This window comes from Pseudomonas sp. HT11 (genome assembly GCF_044875395.1).
Lineage (GTDB): Bacteria > Pseudomonadota > Gammaproteobacteria > Pseudomonadales > Pseudomonadaceae > Aquipseudomonas.
The window spans coordinates 5306102-5328112 of record NZ_CP173217.1 but is presented as its reverse complement, the minus strand read 5'-3'; the positions used below and the strand labels follow the sequence as shown (position 1 = coordinate 5328112).

Annotated in this window: 15 protein-coding genes; 10 read left to right on the top strand and 5 right to left on the bottom strand. The window is 62.0% G+C overall.

Annotation, left to right across the window (positions count from 1 at the left end; all coding sequences use genetic code 11):
• The first annotated feature begins 78 nt into the window (after nucleotides 1–78).
• The 6 genes from recC (at nucleotide 79) to ABWL43_RS24625 (ending at nucleotide 11728) form a co-directional block, all read left to right on the top strand.
• Nucleotides 79–3528, top strand: a complete 3450-nt coding sequence (gene recC / locus ABWL43_RS24650; protein WP_404484987.1) for an exodeoxyribonuclease V subunit gamma — start codon at nucleotides 79–81, stop codon at nucleotides 3526–3528.
• Nucleotides 3525–7199: an exodeoxyribonuclease V subunit beta gene (gene recB, locus ABWL43_RS24645; protein ID WP_404484984.1), complete on the top strand. Its 3675-nt coding sequence runs from the start codon at nucleotides 3525–3527 to the stop codon at nucleotides 7197–7199. Before recC ends, recB begins: the two co-directional genes overlap by 4 nt.
• Nucleotides 7196–9265 (top strand): exodeoxyribonuclease V subunit alpha, encoded by a 2070-nt coding sequence (gene recD, locus ABWL43_RS24640; protein WP_404484981.1) that lies wholly within the window; start codon nucleotides 7196–7198, stop codon nucleotides 9263–9265. The genes recB and recD overlap by 4 nt, the downstream gene beginning before the upstream one ends.
• 141 nt (nucleotides 9266–9406) lie before the next feature.
• On the top strand, nucleotides 9407–9973 hold the full coding sequence (locus ABWL43_RS24635) for a YfiR family protein (RefSeq protein WP_106578168.1): 567 nt from the start codon (nucleotides 9407–9409) through the stop codon (nucleotides 9971–9973).
• A complete protein-coding gene (locus ABWL43_RS24630) occupies nucleotides 9970–11232 on the top strand; it encodes a diguanylate cyclase domain-containing protein (protein WP_145164393.1) in 1263 nt (420 codons plus the stop codon). Before ABWL43_RS24635 ends, ABWL43_RS24630 begins: the two co-directional genes overlap by 4 nt.
• Nucleotides 11233–11236: 4 nt before the next feature.
• Nucleotides 11237–11728, top strand: a complete 492-nt coding sequence (locus ABWL43_RS24625) for an OmpA family protein (RefSeq protein WP_145164391.1) — start codon at nucleotides 11237–11239, stop codon at nucleotides 11726–11728.
• A 952-nt stretch (nucleotides 11729–12680) separates the two neighbouring features.
• Here the strand turns inward: ABWL43_RS24625 and ABWL43_RS24620 are convergent.
• The gene (locus tag ABWL43_RS24620) at nucleotides 12681–12971 is read right to left on the bottom strand and encodes a DUF3077 domain-containing protein (RefSeq protein ID WP_145164389.1); all 291 of its coding nucleotides are present in this window, start codon (nucleotides 12969–12971) and stop codon (nucleotides 12681–12683) included.
• A gap of 330 nt (nucleotides 12972–13301) precedes the next feature.
• Nucleotides 13302–14249 (bottom strand): LysR family transcriptional regulator, encoded by a 948-nt coding sequence (locus tag ABWL43_RS24615; RefSeq protein ID WP_145164387.1) that lies wholly within the window; start codon nucleotides 14247–14249, stop codon nucleotides 13302–13304.
• A gap of 129 nt (nucleotides 14250–14378) precedes the next feature.
• Between ABWL43_RS24615 and ABWL43_RS24610 the strand changes: the two genes are divergently transcribed.
• Together ABWL43_RS24610 and mmsB are read left to right on the top strand one after the other, a co-directional pair.
• Nucleotides 14379–15896 (top strand): CoA-acylating methylmalonate-semialdehyde dehydrogenase, encoded by a 1518-nt coding sequence (locus tag ABWL43_RS24610; RefSeq protein WP_083356770.1) that lies wholly within the window; start codon nucleotides 14379–14381, stop codon nucleotides 15894–15896.
• Between the two features lie 14 nt (nucleotides 15897–15910).
• On the top strand, nucleotides 15911–16798 hold the full coding sequence (gene mmsB / locus ABWL43_RS24605) for a 3-hydroxyisobutyrate dehydrogenase (RefSeq protein ID WP_404484976.1): 888 nt from the start codon (nucleotides 15911–15913) through the stop codon (nucleotides 16796–16798).
• A gap of 269 nt (nucleotides 16799–17067) precedes the next feature.
• On the opposite strand, the gene ABWL43_RS24600 is transcribed toward mmsB, so the two are convergent.
• A complete protein-coding gene (locus ABWL43_RS24600; RefSeq protein WP_010566207.1) occupies nucleotides 17068–17412 on the bottom strand; it encodes a cupin domain-containing protein in 345 nt (114 codons plus the stop codon).
• 384 nt (nucleotides 17413–17796) lie between these two features.
• Here ABWL43_RS24600 and kynB point away from each other — a divergent pair, with 384 nt between their 5' ends.
• A complete protein-coding gene (kynB, locus tag ABWL43_RS24595; protein WP_404484972.1) occupies nucleotides 17797–18447 on the top strand; it encodes an arylformamidase in 651 nt (216 codons plus the stop codon).
• Nucleotides 18444–19301 (top strand): tryptophan 2,3-dioxygenase, encoded by an 858-nt coding sequence (kynA, locus tag ABWL43_RS24590; protein WP_242201155.1) that lies wholly within the window; start codon nucleotides 18444–18446, stop codon nucleotides 19299–19301. Before kynB ends, kynA begins: the two co-directional genes overlap by 4 nt.
• Nucleotides 19302–19443: 142 nt before the next feature.
• Here kynA and ABWL43_RS24585 read toward each other — a convergent pair whose 3' ends face one another.
• Both ABWL43_RS24585 and antC read right to left on the bottom strand, forming a co-directional pair.
• Nucleotides 19444–20847: an amino acid permease gene (locus tag ABWL43_RS24585; protein ID WP_404484968.1), complete on the bottom strand. Its 1404-nt coding sequence runs from the start codon at nucleotides 20845–20847 to the stop codon at nucleotides 19444–19446.
• Nucleotides 20848–20918: 71 nt separating this feature from the next.
• Nucleotides 20919–21926: an anthranilate 1,2-dioxygenase electron transfer component AntC gene (gene antC / locus ABWL43_RS24580; RefSeq protein ID WP_404484965.1), complete on the bottom strand. Its 1008-nt coding sequence runs from the start codon at nucleotides 21924–21926 to the stop codon at nucleotides 20919–20921.
• Nucleotides 21927–22011: the final 85 nt, after the last annotated feature.

The window sequence follows — 22011 nt, the reverse complement described above, 5'->3', positions numbered from 1 at the left end:
CCTGCCTCACTTGCAGCCTGCGGCCGCCTTCAATGCTAAAGTCGCTGCCTCGATTTTGCTTTTCCCAAGGAAGCCGTTATGCCGGATGCGACGTCCCTCAGCGCTGGATTTATGGTGGTTCACGGCAACCGCCTGGACGAGTTGCGCAGCCTGGTAGTCAGCTGGATGCGCCGCTATCCGCTCGCGCCCTTGGAAAACGAAATCGCCCTGGTACAAAGCAACGGCATCGCCCAATGGCTCAAGTTAGCCCTGGCCGAAGACCCGGAAGACGACGACATGGGTGGCTGCGGCATCGCTGCGGCAATCGACGTGCAACTGCCCGGCAGCTTCATGTGGCAGCTCTATCGCATGGTCCTGGGCCGTGACGAAATCCCGCCCAAGTCCCTGCTCGATAAAGCGCCTCTGACGTGGCGCCTGATGCGCCTGCTCCCTGAACTCATCGATCAACCGCACTTCGAGCCGCTGCAGCGCTTCCTTACCCACGACACCGACCTGCGCAAACGCTATCAACTGGCTGAACGCCTGGCCGACCTGTTCGACCAATACCAGGTCTACCGTGCCGACTGGCTGGAAGACTGGGCTGCTGGCCGCCACCAATTGCGCAACGGGCGAGGCGAATCCAAGCCCCTTAATCCCGCAAACTGCTGGCAGGCCGAATTGTGGCGTGCATTGCTGGTCGATGTCGGTGAAGAAGGCATGGCCGAAAGCCGCGCCGGTGTGCACCAGCGCTTTATTGAACGCATCAATACCCTTGAACAGGCGCCCGCAGGCTTACCATCCCGAGTGATCGTTTTCGGCATTTCCTCACTGCCTGCGCAAGCCCTTGAGGCGCTCGCCGGCTTAGCGAGGTTCAGCCAAGTCCTGCTCTGCGTGCACAACCCTTGCCGTCATCACTGGTCCGACATCGTTGCCGACAAGGACCTGCTGCGTAATGAATACAAACGCCAGGCACGCAAAGCCGGCATGCCGGTCACCATCGATCCACAAACCCTGCACCAGCACGCCCACCCGCTGCTGGCCGCTTGGGGCAAACAGGGCCGTGATTACATCAGCCTGCTTGACAGTTACGACGACCCCAACAGCTACCGCGCCGCCTTCCGTGATGGTCGCATCGACCTGTTCAGCGACAGCGAACCTACCACGCTGCTCAACCAATTGCAGGACGACATCCTTGAACTGCGCCCACTCAACGAAACGCGCGAGCTATGGCCGGCCGTCGATCTAGATAACGACAGCTCCATCCGCTTCCACATCGCCCACAGCGCACAACGCGAAGTGGAAATTCTCCACGATCAATTGCTCCAACGTTTCAGTGGCGACCCGACGCTGCGCCCGCGCGACATTATCGTCATGGTCCCTGACGTTGACAGCTACGCGCCGCACATTCGCGCCGTGTTTGGCCAACTTGAGCGAAGCGACCCACGTTTCATTCCGTTCACTCTTACCGACCAAGGACAACGTGGCCGCGACCCTCTGCTGATCGCCGTCGAACACCTGCTCAAACTCCCGGACAGCCGCTTCCCCGTCAGCGAAATCCTCGACCTGCTCGACGTTCCCGCCTTGCGTGAACGTTTTGCCATCAAGGAGCGCGACCTGCCGACGCTGCACCGCTGGATCGAAGGGGCCGGCATCCGTTGGGGCCTCAACGCCGAGCAACGCGCCGGACTCGGCCTGCCGCATGAGCTGGAACAAAACAGCTGGCGATTCGGCTTGCGCCGCATGCTGTTGGGTTACGCCGTTGGCACCGGTGTCGCCTGCGACGGCATCGAACCCTACGATGAAATCGGCGGCCTCGACGCGGCCCTGATCGGCCCGTTGGTCTCCTTGCTCGATGCGCTAAACGACGCCCATCAGGCTTTGTCTCAACCGGCAGCGCCCCGCGAGTGGGGTGAACGCCTGCAACGCCTGATGCAACTCTTCTTCCTGCCCAGCAGCGAACACGACGACTACCTCTTAGGCCAACTCGAACAACTGAGAGAAGAATGGCTGGAAACCTGTGAGTCCGTCGGCCTGCAGGACGAGTTACCCCTCACCGTAGTCCGCGAGGCCTGGTTGGCCGGCCTGGACCAGGGTCGCCTGTCCCAGCGCTTCCTTGCCGGAGCTGTCAATTTTTGCACCCTGATGCCCATGCGCGCCATCCCGTTCAAACTCGTCTGCCTGCTCGGCATGAACGACGGCGACTACCCGCGCGCGCAACCGCCGTTGGACTTCGACCTGATGGGCAGCGACTACCGCCCCGGCGACCGTTCACGCCGCGAGGACGATCGCTACCTGCTGCTCGAAGCCCTGCTGTCCGCCCGCGACCAGCTCTACATCAGTTGGGTCGGCCGCAGCATCCGCGACAACAGCGACCGGCCAGCCTCGGTACTGATCGGCCAACTGCGTGACCATATCGCCAGCGGCTGGCATAACGCACACCAGCAAGAACTGTTGGAAGCAATGACCCAGGAACACCCGCTCCAACCCTTCAGTGCGCGCTATTTCCATGAAGGCGACGCGCTCTTCAGTTATGCCCGCGAGTGGCAGTTGCTTCACGAGGCCGCCGACGTTCCAGTTAAAGACCACGAACTGGCAGAGCACCAACAAGAAGAACCCCTGAGCCTCGGCCAGTTGCAGGATTTCCTGCGCAACCCGGTCAAACATTTCTTCAGCCAACGTCTGAAAGTGTTCTTCGAAGCCGCCGAAGTACCGCTCGCCGATGAAGAACCCTTCGTGCTCGACGCGCTGCAACGCTACAGCCTCAGCGACAGCCTGCTGAACGCCGCACTGACCCAGCCCGATCACGTGGATCAAGCACTCAACGCCCAGGCCCTGCGCCTGCAGGGCAGCGGCCTGCTGCCCATGGTGGGTTTCGGCGAGTGCCTGCGTAACGAACTGATCGAGCCGTTGCCCGATTTGCTGCAACGCTACCAACACTTATTGGCACTTTGGCCCACGCCACAAACCACCGCCGAGCCGATCAGTTTTGAGCATCAAGGCATCCAGTTGGAAGGCTGGATCAGCGGCCTGCACCGACGCAGTGATGGCGGCTTGCTCAGCGTGACCACCATCCCCAACAGCATCGGTTCGATCAAGACGCGTAAATGGCATCGTCTGATTCGCCCATGGGTCAATCACGTGGTGGCGTGCGCCTGCGGCCTGCCACTCAGCACCGGTTTGGTGGCGAGTGACGACACCTTGTTACTCGCCCCGCTGGATCAATCCAATGCCCGGGAAACCCTTGGCAACCTGCTGCTGGCCTGGCACACCGGCATGCGCAAACCGCTCCCGGTAGCCGTCAAAACCGCCTTCGCGTGGCTCGGCCAAACCGATCCCGCCAAAGCCCTGGCCGCCGCGAGCAAAGCCTATGAAGGCGACGGCCTGACCACCGACGGTGAGCGCCGCGAAACCCCTGCACTCACCCGCCAATTCCCCGACTTCGTCACGCTCATTGCCAGCGAAGCGTTCGAAGGCTGGGCCGAAACCCTGTATCGCCCATTGCTCAACGCACCCTGGCGATCGCTCGGCAGTGAGGAGGCCAGCGCATGATGGGTCAACCTTTAGCCCTGGCCTTCCCGTTAAAAGGCAGCCAGCTGATTGAAGCCAGCGCCGGCACCGGCAAGACCTTCACCATTTCCGCGCTGTACCTGCGCCTGGTGCTTGGCCACGGCGGTGACGAAGCCGGCTTTGGCCGGGAGTTACTGCCGCCGCAAATTCTGGTGGTGACCTTCACCGATGCCGCCACCAAAGAGCTGCGCGAACGCATCCGCATTCGCCTGGCTGAAGCCGCACGGTTCTTCCGCGCCGAAATCGAGCAGCCGGATGCATTGATCGCCGACCTGCGCGACCAATACCTTCCCGAACAATGGCCCGCCTGCGCCAATCGCCTGGACATCGCCGCGCAATGGATGGATGAGGCCGCCGTCTCGACCATCCACAGTTGGTGCCAGCGCATGCTGCGCGAACACGCGTTCGACAGTGGCAGCCTGTTCACCCAAACCCTGGAAACCGACCACAGCGACCTGCTCGGCGAAGTGCTGCGTGACTACTGGCGGCTGTTTTGCTACCCGATGCACGACGACGCACTTAACTGGGTGCGCAAAAACTGGAGCGGCCCCGCCGCCCTGATGCCCCGCGTGCGTGCGCTGTTCGGCAGTGAACGGCCCACTGGCGAAAGCCGTGAGCCCGCCGAGCTGATCAACGCTTGCCTGCAAGAGCGCCGCGAAGCCTTGGTAAGTCTCAAGGCGCCGTGGCAACAATGGGCCGCCGAACTTCGTGATATCTGCCTGCAAGCCGTGGCCGCGAAAGCCGTCGACGGCCGCAAGATGCAAGCGCGGTACTTCGAACCCTGGTTCGAAAAGATCAGCGCCTGGGCGGCTGACGAAACCCTCGAACAACTGGACATCGGCACCGGCTTCACGCGCCTGACGCCCGACGGCATGGCCGAAGCCTGGAAGGGCGAGCCGCCGAGTCACCCCGGCATCGACGCCATGGCCACTCTCAAAGCCAGCCTCGACGCGTTGCCAACACCCGACGCCGCCGCGTTGCAACACGCCGCCGGCTGGGTGGGTAAACGCTTCGAAGAAGAAAAACGCCGTCGCGCCGAAATGGGTTTCGACGACATGCTGATCCGCCTCAACGCCGCCCTGCAGGCCGACGGGGGCGAGCGTCTTGCCAGTGTGATCCGCGAGCAATTCCCGGTCGCCTTGATCGACGAATTCCAGGACACCGACCCGGTGCAATACAGCATCTTCGACAGCATCTACCGCATCGAAGAAAACCACCTCGACAGCGGCCTGTTCCTGATCGGCGACCCCAAGCAGGCGATCTATGCCTTTCGTGGCGCCGACATCTACACCTACCTGCGCGCCCGTCAGTCCACCACCGGCCGCCACCACACTTTGGGCACCAACTTCCGCTCCAGCCACGCGATGGTCGAGGCGGTGAACCACGTGTTCCAACGCGCCGAAAGCGGCCGTGGGGCTTTCCTGTTCCGCGAGCCAAACGGCGACAACCCGGTGCCGTTCCACTCGGTGCTGTCCCAGGGCCGCAGGGAGCAACTGCAAGTCGATGGCCACACGTTGCCGGCGATGAACCTCTGGCACCTGCCCACCGATCAGCCGATTTCCAACGCGGTGTATCGCCAGCAACTGGCGGCTGCCTGCGCCACGCAAATCGTCGCGTTGCTCAATGGCGGCCAGCAAGGTACCGCCGGTTTCCTACAGGCGGACTCCAGCTTCAACGGCGTACTTCCGTCAGACATCGCCATCCTGGTACGTGACGGCAAGGAAGCCCAAGCCGTGCGCGCCGAATTGGCCGCTCGGGGCGTGCGCAGCGTGTACCTGTCTGACAAAGACTCGGTCTTCGCCGCCCAGGAAGCCCACGACCTGCTCGCCTGGCTCAAGGCCTGCGCAGAGCCCGACGTCGAGCGCCCGCTGCGTGCCGCGCTGGCCTGCGTCACCTTGAACCTGTCATTGGCGGAACTGGAGCGTCTGAATCAGGACGAACTGGCGTGGGAAACCCGCGTGATGCAGTTTCGTGGCTACCGCGCGATCTGGCGCACCCAAGGCGTGCTGCCGATGCTGCGGCGCCTGCTGCATGACTTCAAACTGCCGCAAACCCTGATCGCGCGCAGTGACGGCGAACGCGTGCTGACCAACCTGCTGCACCTTAGCGAACTGTTGCAGCAGGCCGCGTCAGAGCTGGACGGCGAGCAAGCGCTGATCCGTCATCTGGCTGAACACCTGGCACTCTCAGGCCAGGCCGGTGAGGAGCAGATTTTGCGCCTGGAAAGCGATGAGCAATTGGTCAAGGTAGTGACCATCCATAAATCCAAAGGCCTGGAATACGACCTGGTCTTCCTGCCGTTCATCTGCTCGGCCAAGCCCGTGGATGGCAGCCGCCTGCCGCTGCATTACCACGACGAACAGGGCAAATCGCACGTCAGCCTGCGGCCCACCGCCGAGTTGATTGCTCAGGCCGATGATGAGCGCCTCGCCGAAGACCTGCGTTTGTTCTACGTCGCGCTCACGCGCGCCAAGCACGCATGCTGGCTGGGCATCGCCGACCTCAAGCGCGGCAATAACAGCAGCTCGGTCCTGCACCTGTCGGCGCTGGGCTATCTGCTCGGTGCCGGTGCGTCGCTGGGCGAGTCGGCCGGCCTGGCGCGCTGGCTGCTGGATTTGCAGCAAGGCTGCGCCGCGATCCACTACGCCCATGTCCCGGACGCGCAAGACACGCTGTTCCACCCGCCGCGCAACGCAGCCACGTTGCTCGCGCCGTTGCTGCCCAAGCGCAAGGCCGCCGAAAACTGGTGGATCGCCTCTTACAGCGCATTGCGCATCGGCGACAGCATGAGCGCCGCGCCCCTCGAAGCTCCGGAGAGCCCACAAGCCCAGAAGCTGTTTGACGACGAGCGTCTCGACCCCGACGCACCGCGTGAAGTGGCGGCGTCCGGTGGCGACATACACCGTTTCCCACGCGGACCAAACCCCGGCACCTTCCTTCATGGCTTGTTGGAATGGGCGGGCGAGGAGGGTTTCAACGTCACCCCCGAGGCCATCGAAAAAGCCGTGGGCGCGCGCTGTAACCGGCGCAATTGGGAAGGCTGGATCGTCACCCTCAGCGCTTGGCTCGGCCACCTGCTGCAAACGCCGCTGCCGGTGGATAACGATCAGCTAACCCTGAGCAGCCTGCAGCAGTATCAGATCGAGATGGAGTTCTGGTTCGCCAGCCACAAAGTCGACGTGCTGGCCCTCGATAAACTGGTGTGCCAGTACACCCACAACGGCGTGTCCCGCGTCGCCGCCGAACCGGTGCTGCTCAACGGCATGTTCAAAGGCTTTATCGACCTGACTTTCGAACACGACGGCCGCTACTACGTGGCTGACTACAAATCCAATTGGCTCGGCCCTGACGATTCGGCCTACACCTTAGAGGCCATGGAACACTCGATCCTCGAGCATCGGTACGACCTGCAATACGTGCTTTACCTGTTGGCCCTGCACCGCCAGCTGAAGGCGCGCCTGCCCGAGTATGACTACGACCGCCACGTCGGCGGTGCGCTTTACGTGTTCCTGCGCGGCACTGAGTCGGTGAGCAAAGGCGCGTATTTCACCCGGCCGCCCCGTGAACTGATCGAAGGCTTGGACGCGTTGTTCCAGGGCAAACCCATACCGCCCAAGGTTGAGCCCGCCTGGGAACAAGGAGTGCTGCTATGAGCCTGTCGCCGTTACCGCTTGAGGCGCTGATGCCGCTCCACCGCGCCGCCGACCTGCTGCAACTGCTCGAACGCTGGGTTGACCGGGGCTGGCTGCGCGCGTTGGACAAGGCGTTTGTCGGCTTCCTGCACGAACTTGATCCGCAGGCCGACCCTCTGGTGTTGCTGGCCGCGGCGTTAACCAGCCACCAGTTGGGCCATGGTCATGTGTGCCTCGACCTGTTCGAAACCCTCAAGGCGCCGGATTTCGCCCTGTCGCTGCCGCCCGAAGGCGACCTGCAAACCGGCGCAATGCTGCTGCCGTCGCAGTTGCTCGACGGCCTCGACGGTGCCCACTGGTGTCACGCGCTGGCGGCCAGCCAATTGGTCGCCCTGGCGGTTGATGGCAGCGAAGCCGCGCAGAGCCGCCCGTTGGTCTTGTCCGGCAAACGCCTTTACCTGCGCCGCTACTGGACCTACGAACGGCGCATCGACACAGCCTTGCGCCTGCGCCTGGCCACCCAGGAAAGCGTCGCCGCCGATTTGCCGCAACGCCTCAACAGCCTCTTCAACCAACCGCCGCCCGACGGCGTGATCGACTGGCAAAAGCTCGCCTGTGCCCTGGCCACGCGCGGTGCCTTCAGTATCGTTACCGGCGGCCCCGGCACCGGCAAGACCACCACCGTGGTGCGCCTGCTCGCGCTGTTGCAGGCGCCGGCCTTGGAAGCCGGCAGCCCGTTGCGTATCCGCCTGGCGGCGCCCACCGGCAAAGCTGCCGCACGCCTTACCGAATCCATCAGCCAGCAAGTGCAGTCGTTGACCGTGCCCGACAGCGTGCGGGAAAAAATTCCCACAGAGGTCACCACCGTTCACCGCTTGCTGGGCAGTCGCCCGGGCACGCGGCACTTCCGCCATCACCTTGGCAACCCATTGCCGCTGGACGTGCTGGTGGTGGACGAAGCCTCGATGATCGACCTGGAAATGATGGCCAACTTGCTGGACGCCTTGCCGCCCCACGCGCGCTTGGTGTTGCTGGGTGACAAGGACCAACTTGCCTCGGTCGAGGCCGGCGCCGTACTGGGCGATTTATGCCGCGACGCTGAAGCCGGCTGGTACAGCCCCGACACGCGCCAATGGCTGCAGGCGGTCAGTGGCGAAGACCTGAATGCCAGCGGCCTGCAAGAAGACCTCGACGGCAGCCATCCGCTGGCCCAGCAAGTGGTGATGCTGCGCTATTCGCGACGTTTTGGTGAAGGCAGCGGCATCGGCCAATTGGCACGCTGGGTCAACCAGCAAAACGCCGAAGAGGCGCGCCAACTGCTCGCCGCGCGCAGCCACGATGACCTGTTCTGCCTCAGCCTCAAGGGCGAGCATGACCACGCCCTCGAGCGGCTGATATTGGACGGGCAGGGCGGCGACGCCCAGGGCTATCGTTATTACCTCAACTTGCTGCAAAGCGCGCGCCCGGCCCTCGACACCCCGCGCGAAGACCTCGCCTGGACGCACTGGGCGCAGCAACTGTTGCAAGCCTTCGACGCCTTCCAGTTGCTCTGCGCTGTGCGCAAAGGCCCGTGGGGCGTAGAAGGGCTGAACCTGCGCATCACCGCGGCCTTGCGCAAAGTGCGGCTGATCGAGGGGGACGAGCAATGGTACGAAGGTCGCCCGGTGCTGATGACCCGAAACGATTACGGCCTGGGCCTGATGAACGGCGACATCGGCATCGCGCTCAAACTGCCCGAAAGCGATGGCGGCCCCCACGTGCTGCGCGTGGCTTTCCCACGTAACGATGGCCAAGGCGGCGTGCGTTTTGTACTGCCCAGCCGTCTGAACGATGTGGAAACTGTGTACGCCATGACTGTGCACAAGTCCCAGGGCTCAGAATTTACCCACACCGCGCTGATCCTGCCGGATGCGCTGAACCCGGTGCTGACCAAAGAACTGATCTACACCGGTATCACCCGCGCCAAGCGCTGGTTCAGCCTGATCGAACCGCGTGGCGGCGTGTTTGAAGAAGCCGTGCGGCGCAAGGTCAAGCGTTTGAGCGGGTTGATGCTGGAATTGGACGTACCGGCTGGAGAAACTGACTGATTGGTCATTAAATATTTCTGATTCAGTCGTCTGAATTTTCTGAAAAAATAGCGGACTTCGCGAAGGCCCGGCTTCGCGGGGTCTTCCGCCGCTGTGCTATCGTTGCGGCATCACCCTGAAAAAACTGAAGAGAATCGCTGCATGAACGTGGCTGTCTCGCCCACAGAGCGCAGTTTGAGCTGGAGACGCATGTTACTGGTGGCACTTCTGTGCGTGCTCGCCCCGCGAGCATTTGCCCAGGCCCCCGGCCCGGCAGACCAGCGCGCCCAGGCGGTGACGCAAGTGGTGCTCGGCATCCTCAGCTATGCACGCTGGCCGGTGGAGCCTGCGCAACTGCGCTTGTGCATCGTCGGCCCCACCCAATACACCGACGATCTGGTCAAAGGCACCACCCAGGCGACCGGCCGTCCGGTGGTGGTGCAGCGTTTGCTCGCCGATCATCCTGATATCGTCAGTGCCTGCGACGCCGTGTACATCGGCAAACTCAGCGCCGATGAACGCTCGCGGTTGTTTACCTCACTGATCGGCCACCCGGTGCTGAGCATCAGCGAAGGCGGCGACCAATGCACCGTGGGCAGCCTGTTCTGCCTGCGCGTGGGCGATGAGCAAGTGTCATTTGAGGTCAACCTGGACTCCGTCGCCCGCAGCGGCGTGCGCATTCACCCCAGCGTGTTGCAGTTGTCCCGCCGTCGAGCGCCTGCGTCATGAGAACCCCGAAAGCGCGGCCGACCTTGCGCTCCGTCATCGGCCGTGGGCATTTGATCCTGGCGTTGGTGGCCGTGACCCTGGCCAGTGTGTCCTTGACCCTGCTCGGCGTGCTGGCGCTGCGCGTGTATGCCGAGCACAACCTGCACCTGATCGCGCGCTCGATCAATTACACCGTGGAAGCGGCGGTGGTGTTCAACGACAGCGCCGCCGCCACTGAAGCACTCAGCCTGATTGCCTCCACCGAAGAAGTGGCCCAGGCCGAAGTCTTCGATGCCAGCGGCAAGCTGCTGGCGCAATGGGAGCGGCCGGAAACCGGCATGCTGTCCGAGGTCGAACTGGCGCTGGCGCATGCCTTGCTCGAACAGCCCATCAGCCAGCCGATCCTGCACCAGGGGCAAACCGTGGGCAGCATTCACGTGGTCGGCCACGGCGGTAGCCTGCTGCGCTTTCTGCTCAGCGGCCTGGCCGGCATCGTGATTTGCACCGCCCTCAGCGCCTGGGTGGCGTTGTACTTGGCGCGGCGCCTGCTGCAAGGCATCACCAAACCGTTGCAAAGCCTGGCCGCGGTGGCCCATGCCGCCCGCAGCGAGCGAGACTTTGACCGACGCGTGCCACCGGCGCAGATCGCCGAACTCGACAACCTGGGCAGCGACTTCAACGCCCTGCTCGGCGAGATGGAAGCCTGGCAAAGCCACCTGCAAAGTGAAAACGAAACCCTCGCTCACCAGGCCAGCCACGACAGCCTGACCGGCTTGCCCAACCGCGCGTATTTCGAAGGCCGGCTGATCCGCGCGCTGCGCAGCGCCGCCAAGGTCAATGAACGGGTCGCCGTGTTGTTTCTCGACAGCGACCGTTTCAAAGACATCAATGACAACTTCGGCCACGCCGCCGGCGATGCGGTGCTGGTGGCCGTCGCCGAGCGGGTGCGCGCGCAGTTGCGTGAAGATGACCTGGTGGCGCGCCTGGGCGGTGATGAGTTCGCGGTGCTGCTGGCGCCATTGCATAAAGCGGAGGATGCTCAGCGTATCGCCGACAAGATCATTGCCAGCATGGACACGCCGATCCCGGTGCCCGGCAACACCGAGGTGTTGACCTCCCTCAGTATCGGCATTGCCATCTACCCCGATCATGGCGCCACTCCCGGCACCTTGCTCAATGCCGCCGATGCGGCGATGTACCAGGCCAAACGCTTGTCCCAGGGCGGCCAGCAAACGGCGGATTCGGAGCCCACCGCCGCAAACGTTACCGACAGGAGTTGATCCCTTGTTCTCGACCGCGCGTTTCATGTTTATCACGTTACTGGTGGCATTCCTTGCCCTTGGCGGCTGCCAGACGGCCCCACCCAAAGGCCTGACACCGGCGCAAATCGCAGTCCTCAAACAGCAGGGTTTTGAACTGACTGACGAAGGATGGGCGTTTGGCCTCTCGGGCAAAGTGCTGTTTGGCAGCGACGTTGAAAGCCTCAACAAAGCCAGCACCGACATCGTCGAACGCATCGGCAAAGCCCTGGTCGGCGCCGGCATCGACCGCGTACGCGTCGACGGCCACACCGACGCCTCTGGCAAAGAAACCTACAACCAGCAACTGTCCCTGCGCCGCGCCAAAAGCGTGGGCAACGTGCTGACCGGTGTGGGCATGAAGGAAGAAAACATCCAGCTGCGCGGTTTGGGCAGCAGCGAGCCGGTGGCGCCGAACACCACGGTAGCGGGGCGCACCGAAAACCGGCGCGTGTCGATTGTGGTGATCGCGGACTGAGCGGGTTCACCTCTCTCAATCTGAAATGCCATCAAACTGTGGGAGCGGGCTTGCTCGCGAATGCGGTGTATCAGCAGCAAATAATCTGACTGACCCACCGCCATCGCAGGCAAGCCAGCTCCCACATTAATTGGTGCCTGACGCAAAATTTCCCACCCGCCACAGTCCTAACTGTGGGAGCGGGCTTGCCCGCGAATGCGGTGTATCAGCCGCAAATAATCTGGCTGACCCACCGCCATCGCAGGCAAGCCAGCTCCCACACTGACTTGTGCCTGACTCAAAATTTCCCATCCGCCACAGTCCAAAATGTGGGAGCGGGCTTGCCCGCGAATGCGGTGTATCAGCAGCAAATAATCTGGCCGACCCTCCGCCATCGCAGGCAAGCCAGCTCCCACACTGATTTGTGCCCGACCAAAATTTCCCATCCGCCACAGTTCAACTGTGGGAGCGGGCTTGCTCGCGAATGCGGTGTATCAGCCGCAGATAATCTGACTGACCCACCGCCATCGCAGGCAAGCCAGCTCCCACACCGATTTGTGCCTGACGCAAAATTTCCCACCCGCCACAGTTCAACTGTGGGAGCGGGCTTGCTCGCGAATGCGGTGTATCAGCCGCAGATAATCTGACTGACCCACCGCCATCGCAGGCAAGCCAGCTCCCACACTGATTTGTGCCTGACGCAAAATTTCCCAACCGCCACAGTCCCAAATGTGGGAGCGGGCTTGCCCGCGAATGCGGTGTATCAGCCGCAGATAATCTGACTGACCCACCGCCATCGCAGGCAAGCCAGCTCCCACACTGATTTGTGCCTGACGCAAAATTTCCCGACCGACACAGTCCAAAATGTGGGAGTGAGCTTGCCCGCGATGGCGGTCGTTCAGGCAATGATGTGTTGGCTGGCCCACTGCATTCGCGAGCAAGCCTGCTCCCACCTTTATGCCGCAGTGTTCGCTTAACTGCCCGGCGTCATCGCCTGCGTCAGGTCATCCACCACGGCCTTGCCCATCTCACACAGGTAATGCGCGGCCCATGCGTATTGCTCGCCGCGCACATCCATGGCGGCTTCCATCGCGAGTTTCTTGGAGTAAAAAAGCAAGGTGGAGGCGTGTTCCAGGGCTTGCTCAATCGGCATGCCGGCGTTGACGCGGAACAGGGGTTTTTGGTTTTCGCCGTAGTCGCCGAACGTGACGACGCCGAGGGTAGTGATGGAGGAAAGCGGTGGGTCGGGGACGATTTTGCTCATGACGATTGCTCTCTGCTGAAGTAGAGCCGCCACATCACATCGCTAAACATGAAGAGGGTGGCAGCTGTGTGCAGGTTAGCGATCCGGGCCAGAGCGCATCCCGGGTAGACTCGGAAGTCTCCCGCACACAGCCGCCATAAAACGCTAAAAGCTGGCGAGCGCCAGCTAATGCTATCGGGGCAATGTCACGCCTGAAACCCGGATCGCTAAACCCGATCGCTGATGTGCAGCGACCCAGGGAGGCTAGTGACCCAAACGGTAAGGCGCAATGGGCTAGAGAGTCTCTAGGAAACGTCCTGCAAATTAAAGCGAATCGTCATTGATGGCCCTTTAATCCGCGAACCTTATCTCCCGCGTTTCCCCCATCAACAACCCGGTGTTCTGCTCCGTCACCTCTCGGATGTAATCCCACAACAACGTAATCCGCTTCAACTTGCGCAAATCCTCCCGGCAATACATCCAGAACTGCCGCGTGATCGAAATCTGCTCCCCCAACACCGGCAACAGCCGCGGGTCCTGCGCGGCCAAAAAGCACGGCAATATCGCCATCGACCGCCCCTGCTGCGCGGCCACGTACTGTGCGATCACGCTGGTGCTGCGCAAACTCGCGCTGGCGCCCGGCACCACATTCGCCAGGTACAGCAGCTCCGAGCTGAACGCCAAGTCATCCACATAACTGATAAACGGGTGCTCAGCCAAATCCGCCGGCCGCTGGATGGGCGGGTGTTGGTCGAGGTAATCCTGGGTCGCGTACAGCTGCAGTTTGTAGTCGCACAGCTTGCAGCACACATACGGCCCGTGCTCCGGGCGTTCCAGGGCGATGACGATGTCGGCTTCGCGCTTGGACAGGCTGATGAAGTGGGGCAGGGGCAGGATGTCGACCGAGATGGCGGGGTAGGTGTCGACAAAATGGCTGAGCTGCGGCGTAACGAAAAAACTGCCGAAACCCTCGGTGCAGCCCATGCGCACATGGCCGGACAGCGCCACGCCGGAGCCGGACACCTGCTCGCAAGCCATGTGCAGCGTGCTTTCGATGGACTCCGCGTAACCCAGCAAACGCTGGCCTTCGGCGGTGAGCACGAAGCCGTTGGTCCGGGATTTTTCGAACAGCAGCGTGCCGAGCGACACTTCCAGTGAACTGATGCGCCGCGACACAGTGGTGTAGTCCACCGCCAGGCGTTTGGCGGCGACGCTGGCCTTGCGGGTGCGGGCCACTTCGAGGAAAAACTTCAGGTCATCCCAGTTCAGGGAGCCCAAGGACGTGATGTTTTTTTGCATATTGGACCGGCTTTTATGTGCGTTCTTATTAGAGATTTGCACATCTATACTCCAAAAACAGTCCGAACGCCTCATTCCCAAGGCGATTCACGCGCCTTGTCTCTGCATAACTACAAGATTGGAGACCACATGAACGCTTCTGCCGACATTTCCGTGCAACAGGTCAAGTTGCTGATCAACGGTGAATGGGTCGAGTCCAAGACTACCCATTGGCAAGACATCGTTAACCCGGCCACCCAGCAAGTGCTGGCCAAAGTCCCTTTCGCGACCGCCGATGAAGTCAACGCGGCCATCGACGCTGCCCATCAAGCCTTCCAGACCTGGAAGCTGACGCCGATCGGCGCGCGCATGCGCATCATGCTCAAGCTGCAGGCCTTGATCCGTGAACATTCCAAGCGCATCGCTGTAGTCCTCAGTGCCGAGCAAGGTAAGACCATTGCCGATGCCGAAGGCGATATTTTCCGCGGCCTGGAAGTGGTCGAGCACGCGTGCTCCATCGGCACGTTGCAGATGGGCGAATTCGCCGAAAACGTCGCCGGTGGCGTCGACACCTACACCCTGCGCCAACCTATCGGTGTGTGCGCCGGTATTACCCCGTTCAACTTCCCGGCGATGATTCCGCTGTGGATGTTCCCGATGGCGATTGCCTGCGGTAACACCTTTGTACTCAAGCCGTCCGAGCAAGACCCGCTGTCGACCATGTTGCTGGTGGAGCTGGCGCTGGAAGCCGGTGTGCCCGCTGGCGTGCTCAACGTGGTACACGGCGGCAAGGATGTGGTGGATGCGCTGTGCACTCATAAAGACATCAAGGCCGTGTCCTTTGTCGGCTCGACCGCCGTCGGCACTCATGTGTACGACCTGGCTGGTAAACACGGCAAGCGCGTGCAGTCGATGATGGGCGCCAAGAACCACGCCGTGGTGCTGCCGGACGCCAACCGCGAACACACCCTGAATGCCTTGGTCGGTGCCGGTTTTGGCGCAGCGGGCCAGCGTTGCATGGCCACCTCGGTGGTGGTGCTGGTGGGCGCGGCCAAGCAATGGCTGCCGGACCTTAAAGCGCTGGCGCAAAAGCTCAAGGTTAATGCCGGCAGCGAAGCCGGTACGGATGTTGGACCGGTGATTTCCAAGCGCGCCAAGGCGCGCATCCTGGAACTGATCGAAAGCGGCGTGAAAGAAGGCGCCAAGCTGGAGCTGGACGGTCGCGACATCAAGGTACCGGGCTTCGAGCAAGGCAACTTTGTGGGCCCGACCCTGTTCTCGGGCGTGACCACGGACATGCAAATCTACACCCAGGAAATCTTCGGCCCGGTGCTGGTGGTGCTCGAAGTTGCCACGCTGGATGAAGCCATCGCGCTGGTCAACGCCAACCCGTTCGGTAATGGCACCGGCCTGTTCACCCAAAGTGGGGCGGCGGCGCGTAAGTTCCAGAGCGAAATCGATGTAGGCCAGGTCGGCATCAACATTCCGATTCCGGTGCCAGTGCCGTTCTTCAGCTTCACCGGTTCGCGTGGCTCCAAGCTCGGCGACCTCGGCCCGTACGGCAAGCAAGTGGTGCAGTTTTACACCCAGACCAAAACCGTCACGAGCCGCTGGTTCGACGACGACACGGTCAATGATGGCGTCAACACCACCATCAACCTGCGCTGATTCGGGAGACGACCATGAAGATTGCATTTATCGGCTTGGGCAACATGGGCGCGCCCATGGCCCGCAACCTGATCAAGGCCGGCCACGCGCTGAACCTGTTCGACCTGAACCAGACCGTGCTCAAGGAACTCGCCGAACTGGGCGGCAGCATCAGCGACTCGCCGCGTGATGCAGCCCAAGGCGCTGAGCTGGTGATTACCATGCTGCCGGCGGCGGCCCATGTGCGCAGCGTGTGGCTGAATGAAGACGGGGTTTTGGCCGGCATCGGCAAAGGCGTACCGGCGGTGGATTGCAGCACCATCGACCCGCAAACTGCGCGCGATGTCGCTGCAGCGGCGGCCAAGCAAGGCGTGGTGATGGCCGACGCGCCTGTCTCCGGCGGCACCGGCGGCGCCAGCGCGGGCACGCTGACCTTCATGGTCGGCGCCACCCCGGAGCTGTTCGCCACCCTGCAACCGGTGCTGGCGCAGATGGGCCGCAACATCGTGCATTGCGGCGATGTAGGCACCGGCCAGATCGCCAAAATCTGCAACAACCTGCTGCTCGGGATCAGCATGGTCGGCGTCAGCGAAGCCATGGCCCTGGGCGACGCGCTGGGCATCGACACCCAAGTGCTGGCCGGGATTATCAACAGCTCCACCGGGCGCTGCTGGAGTTCCGACACCTACAACCCCTGGCCGGGCGTGATTGAAACCGCGCCGTCGTCGCGGGGTTACACCGGCGGCTTTGGTGCCGACCTGATGCTCAAGGACCTGGGCCTGGCCACCGAAGCCGCGCGCCAAGCCAAACAACCGGTGATTCTGGGCGCCGTGGCCCAGCAGTTGTATCAATCGATGAGCCAGCGCGGGGAAGGCGGCAAGGACTTCTCGGCGATCATCAACAGCTATCGCAAGCCCCAGTAGAATGCCAAGCCCGCTTGCCTTAGCAAGCGGGCTTTTTATGGCCAACGGGCTTGTTGTGGCTGGCGGGCTTGTTATGGCCAACGGGCTAGTTGTGGCTGGCGGGTTTGTTGTGGCGAGCGGGCTTGCCCCGCGTTGTGCTGCGCAGCAGCCCCAATAAAGTCAACGCATTTTCCCAGCCAAACCGCAGTGCGTGGACCAGGGGCCGCTACGCAGCCCAACGCGGGGCAAGCCCGCTCGCCACAAGGAAGAAGTAGTCCGGGTTAGATCGCTCAGGCAAACACAAAATACTTACGCACCGTCTCAACCACTTCCCACGTGCCCTTCATCCCCGGCTCCACCACAAAGATATCCCCAGCCCGCAAGTGAATCGGCTCCAGGCCTTCTGGGGTGATCACGCAGTAGCCTTCCTGGAAATGGCAGTATTCCCACTTCACGTATTCCACGTACCACTTGCCCGGTGTGCAGATCCAGGTGCCCATGATTTTGCTGCCGTCTTCGCTGGTGTAGGCGTTGAGGTTGACGGTGTGCGGGTCGCCTTCGAGTTTTTCCCATTTGCAGGCATCCAGGACCGGCAGTGGGTGGGTGTCGCGCAGTACGGTGATGGGCTTGGACATGATGGCTCCGAGGCAGGGAAGGGAAAGATGCACCCTAAGGCCTCGGGCGTTGTGCCAGTGGTCTGAACTCGACATCGGGATGCCCAGAAGCGCAGGCGAATGCGATTGCTCTGACTCATGCAGTCCCTGTGGGAGCGGGCTTGCTCGCGAAAGCGGTGGGTCAGCCCGCACCTGTATTGACTGGCACACCGCCTTCGCGAGCAAGCCCGCTCCCACATTGGATCTCCAGTGTTTGAGCTACTTTGGTCAGACAAAATATTCGGGCGCCAATCCGGCATTTCCTCGCAGTAACTGCGAAAGAATTCCCGCCTGGCGCTGGAATTAGCAAGAAAATGCACGGCTGGCCCTCGTATCATTCACCCCAGAACGAGTGAGAGCCTTCAAATGAACCCAATAAAAACGTGGTGGGATATCAGCCCGCCCTTGAGCACGGCGACCCCGACCTGGCCGGGCGATACGCCGTTTCAGGAAGAGCGCGTGTGGCAGTTCGGCCCCGAGTGCCCGGTGAATGTGGGCCGCGTGACCTTTTCGCCGCACACCGGCGCGCATGTGGATGCGCCGCTGCATTACAGCGCTGGCGGCGCGCCGATCGGCGACGTGTCGCTGGACGTGTACATGGGCCCGTGCCGGGTGTTGCATTGCCTGGGCAGCGGCGCGCTGGTGCAGCCGCATCAGTTGGAAGGCCGTGTGGATAACTTGCCCGAGCGCGTGCTGCTGCGTACTTATCCACAAGCGCCGCTGACCGAATGGGATTCGAACTTCACCGCCATCGCGCCGCAAACCATCGAGCTGCTCGCCAGCCTGGGCGTGCGCCTGATCGGTATCGATACGCCGTCCCTGGACCCGCAACAGTCCAAGACCATGGATTCGCACAACGCCGTGGCCCGCCATGGCATGGCGATTCTCGAAGGCATCGTGCTCGATGACGTGCCGGAGGGCGACTATGAATTGATCGCGCTGCCGCTGCGCTTTGCCAACCTGGACGCGAGCCCGGTGCGCGCCATCCTCCGCCCGCTCAAGGAGCCCACGCGATGAGCCAATGCCCCTTTTCACCTGATTACCAGCCCCCGGAAGAATGGCATAACGCCGAGCTGAATTTTTCCGAGTCCATGAGCTACGGCGACTACCTGGACCTGGGCAAGGTCCTCAGCGCCCAGCACCCGCTGTCGCCCGACCACAACGAAATGCTCTTTATCATCCAGCACCAGACGTCCGAGCTGTGGATGAAACTGATGCTCCACGAACTCAAGGCTGCCCGTGAACACGTGCGTCTGGGCGAGTTGCCGCCGGCGTTCAAGATGCTGGCGCGGGTGTCGCGGATCTTCGATCAACTGGTGCACGCCTGGGCGGTGTTGGCGACCATGACGCCGTCGGAATACAAGGCGATTCGCCCGTTCCTGGGGCAGTCGTCGGGGTTCCAGTCGTTCCAGTACCGCGAGATCGAATTTATCCTCGGCAATAAAAGCGCGGCGCTGTTGCGGCCTCACGCGCACCGGCCGCAGTTGTTGAACGAGTTGAAAGTGGCGATTGCCACGCCGTCGCTGTATGACGAGGCGGTCAACCTGATGGCGAAAGCCGGTTTGGCGATTGACCCCAAACGCGCCGAGCGCGACCCGACGGCGGCCACGGTTCACGATGAGTCGGTGGAAGCGGCCTGGCGTGAGGTGTATCGCGACCCGAGCCGGTATTGGGATTTGTATCAGTTGGCCGAAAAATTTATCGACCTGGAGGATTCGTTCCGCCAGTGGCGCTTCAGGCATGTGACCACGGTGGAGCGGATCATCGGCTTTCAACCTGGTACGGGCGGCACCGAGGGCGTGGGGTATTTGCGCAAGATGCTCGACACGGTGCTGTTCCCCGAGTTGTGGCGAGTGCGTTCCACGCTATAAAAAAAGCCCCGGAATCCCGGGGCTTTTTCATGACCAATGCAAGCGAATGTGGGAGGGGGCTTGCCCCCGATGGCAGTGGGTCAGGCACTGCATCCGGTGTCTGACCCACCGCCGTCGCGGGCAAGCCCGGCTCCCACAGGGATCACTGTGCATTCGCTAAAGCGCTACCTTTTTTGATTCGCATCCGGTAGGCGATGTAGATAATCCCCACCCACACCGGCATCGCATACACCGACTCACGAATGCCATCGATCGCCAGCATCACGCTGACAATCATCACCATGAACGCCAGGCACAGGTAGTTGCTGAACGGGAACCAGAAGGTCTTGAACGACGGCGTCACGCCTTGCTCGCCCATGGCCTTGCGGAACTTGATGTGAGTGATGCTGATCAGCGCCCAGTTGATCATCAGCGAGGCAACCACCAGCGCGAACAACAACTCCAAGGCGCTCTTGGGCGCGACGTAGTTGACCACCACGCACAGCATCGTCACCAGTGCCGAAATCGCCAGGGCGCGCAGCGGCACGCCTTGTTTGTTGAGCTTCATCAGCGCTTTTGGCGCGTCGCCTTGCTCGGCCAGGCCGAACAGCATGCGGCTGTTGCAGTACACGCCGCTGTTGTACACCGACAGCGCCGCGGTCAGCACGACGAAGTTGAGGATGTGCGCGGCGGTGTCGTTACCAATCAGCGAGAAGATCTGCACAAACGGGCTGCCGCTGTAGGCGTCGCCCGACGCGCCGAGGGTTTGCAGCAGTTGGTCCCACGGGTACAGCGACAGCAAGACGGTCAGGGCGCCGACGTAGAAAATCAGGATCCGGTAAACCACTTGGTTGATGGCTTTGGGGATCACTTTGCGCGGCTCGCTGGCCTCGGCGGCGGTAATGCCCACCAGCTCCAGGCCACCAAACGAGAACATGATAAAGGCCATCGCCATCAACAGCCCCATGCCGCCATTGGGAAAGAACCCGCCGTGACTCCACAGGTTGCTCACCGAGGCTTGCGGGCCGCCGGTGCCGCTGAACAGCAGGTAACAGCCGAGCACGATCATGCCGACAATTGCCACCACCTTGATGATCGCGAACCAGAACTCGGCTTCACCGAAGAACTTCACGTTCAGTGTGTTGATCAGGTTGACCGCGACAAAGAACACCAGCGCGCTGACCCAGGTCGGAATCTCCGGCCACCAGAACTGGATGTACTTGCCCACGGCGGTCAGTTCGGCCATGCCCACCAGCACGTAGAGCACCCAGTAGTTCCAGCCCGCCAGGAAGCCTGCGTAGCCGCCCCAGTATTTGTGTGCGAAGTGGCTGAAGGAGCCGGCCACCGGCTCTTCGACGATCATCTCGCCGAGCTGGCGCATGATCAGGAAGGCGATGAAACCGGCGATCGCGTACCCCAGGATCATCGACGGGCCCGCCGACTTGAGCACCCCGGCCGAGCCGAGGAACAACCCCGTGCCAATCGCCCCTCCCAAGGCAATCAGCTGAATATGCCGGTTCTTCAGGCCACGCTTGAGGCCTACCGGGTTAACCATGTCATCCGCCATTAACATTCCCTTCTACTTGTTTTTCTCAGGGTTGATTGCACGCCGCACCCGCCCCTCAAAGTACTGAGGGGTCAGATATTACTCTGCGTAAACTTTTCGTAATACAGCTGAACGCCAACAAGTGCCTGATCCAGCAGCCATTGTTGGATGGATTCGACCATCGGAGGGGGGCCGCACACGTACATATCCGCCGATTGGTCCCGCAATTCGGCCAGGTCGAAATGCTCGGTGAGGTAACCGCGCTTGCCGGGCCACTCGGGCGACGGGTCACTCAGCACTTGGGTGTAGCGAAAACCCGGGAGTTTCGACGCGTAGGCTTCAATGCGTGTTGCTTCGCACAAATCCTCGGCGCCACGTACGCCGTAGTACAGGTGCACCGGCTGCTCGCAACCGTTGGCCGCCAGTTCATCGAGCATGCCCAGCAACGCCGACAACCCGGTGCCGCCGGCCACCAGCACCAGCGGCTGGGTGACATGCCGCAGGTAAAACGCGCCCAACGGTGCTTCCATCAGCACTTCATCACCGACCTGGCAGCGCTCGCGCAGGTAGTTGCTCATGACGCCATCGGGCAGCAGGCGCACCAGAAACTGCAACTGATTGCCTGGCCGGTTGGCGAAGGAGTAAGAGCGCCAGCTGTCGGTGCCGGGCACCGACAGGCGGGCGTATTGGCCCGGCAGGAAGTCCAGTGGCGCCTCCACCTGCACGTGCAAAATGGCCGTGCTGGCCGAGACCAACTGCACCGCACTCACCGTGCCGCGCACCTGCACCGGCCCCGGCGCATTGCACAGGCTCGAATCGAAATCGAAGTAAAACGTTGCATCGGATTTGACCCGCGTCTGGCAGCTGAGCATTTTACGTTGCTGCAGCTCGAGGCTGGAGAGCGCTTCCTCGTCGACATAATCCTGGCTGTAGTCGCCTGACTCGCAACGGCCCTGGCAGGTGCCGCACACGCCTTCGCGGCAATCCAGCGGGATCTTGATGCCGTTGCGCAGGGCCGCGTCCAACAGGATTTCGTTGGCGCCCACCGGGAAAAACAGGGTTTTGCCGTCGGCAAAGCTGAAGGCTACTTTGTGATTCATCCGCATAACTCCGCGTATCTGATGTGATGGCTGACGAGTGAGCTTTTGTGGCGAGCGGGCCTGCTGTGGCGAGCGGGCTTGCCCC

Excerpts from the sequence above, each read along its gene's own strand:
- recC (WP_404484987.1), top strand. The coding sequence starts at position 79 with ATGCCGGATGCGACGTCCCTCAGCGCTGGATTTATGGTGGTTCACGGC.
- recB (WP_404484984.1), top strand. The coding sequence starts at position 3,525 with ATGATGGGTCAACCTTTAGCCCTGGCCTTCCCGTTAAAAGGCAGCCAG.
- recD (WP_404484981.1), top strand. The coding sequence starts at position 7,196 with ATGAGCCTGTCGCCGTTACCGCTTGAGGCGCTGATGCCGCTCCACCGC.
- ABWL43_RS24635 (WP_106578168.1), top strand. The coding sequence starts at position 9,407 with ATGAACGTGGCTGTCTCGCCCACAGAGCGCAGTTTGAGCTGGAGACGC.
- ABWL43_RS24630 (WP_145164393.1), top strand. The coding sequence starts at position 9,970 with ATGAGAACCCCGAAAGCGCGGCCGACCTTGCGCTCCGTCATCGGCCGT.
- ABWL43_RS24620 (WP_145164389.1), bottom strand. The coding sequence starts at position 12,971 with ATGAGCAAAATCGTCCCCGACCCACCGCTTTCCTCCATCACTACCCTC.
- ABWL43_RS24615 (WP_145164387.1), bottom strand. The coding sequence starts at position 14,249 with ATGCAAAAAAACATCACGTCCTTGGGCTCCCTGAACTGGGATGACCTG.
- ABWL43_RS24610 (WP_083356770.1), top strand. The coding sequence starts at position 14,379 with ATGAACGCTTCTGCCGACATTTCCGTGCAACAGGTCAAGTTGCTGATC.
- mmsB (WP_404484976.1), top strand. The coding sequence starts at position 15,911 with ATGAAGATTGCATTTATCGGCTTGGGCAACATGGGCGCGCCCATGGCC.
- ABWL43_RS24600 (WP_010566207.1), bottom strand. The coding sequence starts at position 17,412 with ATGTCCAAGCCCATCACCGTACTGCGCGACACCCACCCACTGCCGGTC.
- kynB (WP_404484972.1), top strand. The coding sequence starts at position 17,797 with ATGAACCCAATAAAAACGTGGTGGGATATCAGCCCGCCCTTGAGCACG.
- kynA (WP_242201155.1), top strand. The coding sequence starts at position 18,444 with ATGAGCCAATGCCCCTTTTCACCTGATTACCAGCCCCCGGAAGAATGG.
- ABWL43_RS24585 (WP_404484968.1), bottom strand. The coding sequence starts at position 20,847 with ATGGCGGATGACATGGTTAACCCGGTAGGCCTCAAGCGTGGCCTGAAG.
- antC (WP_404484965.1), bottom strand. The coding sequence starts at position 21,926 with ATGAATCACAAAGTAGCCTTCAGCTTTGCCGACGGCAAAACCCTGTTT.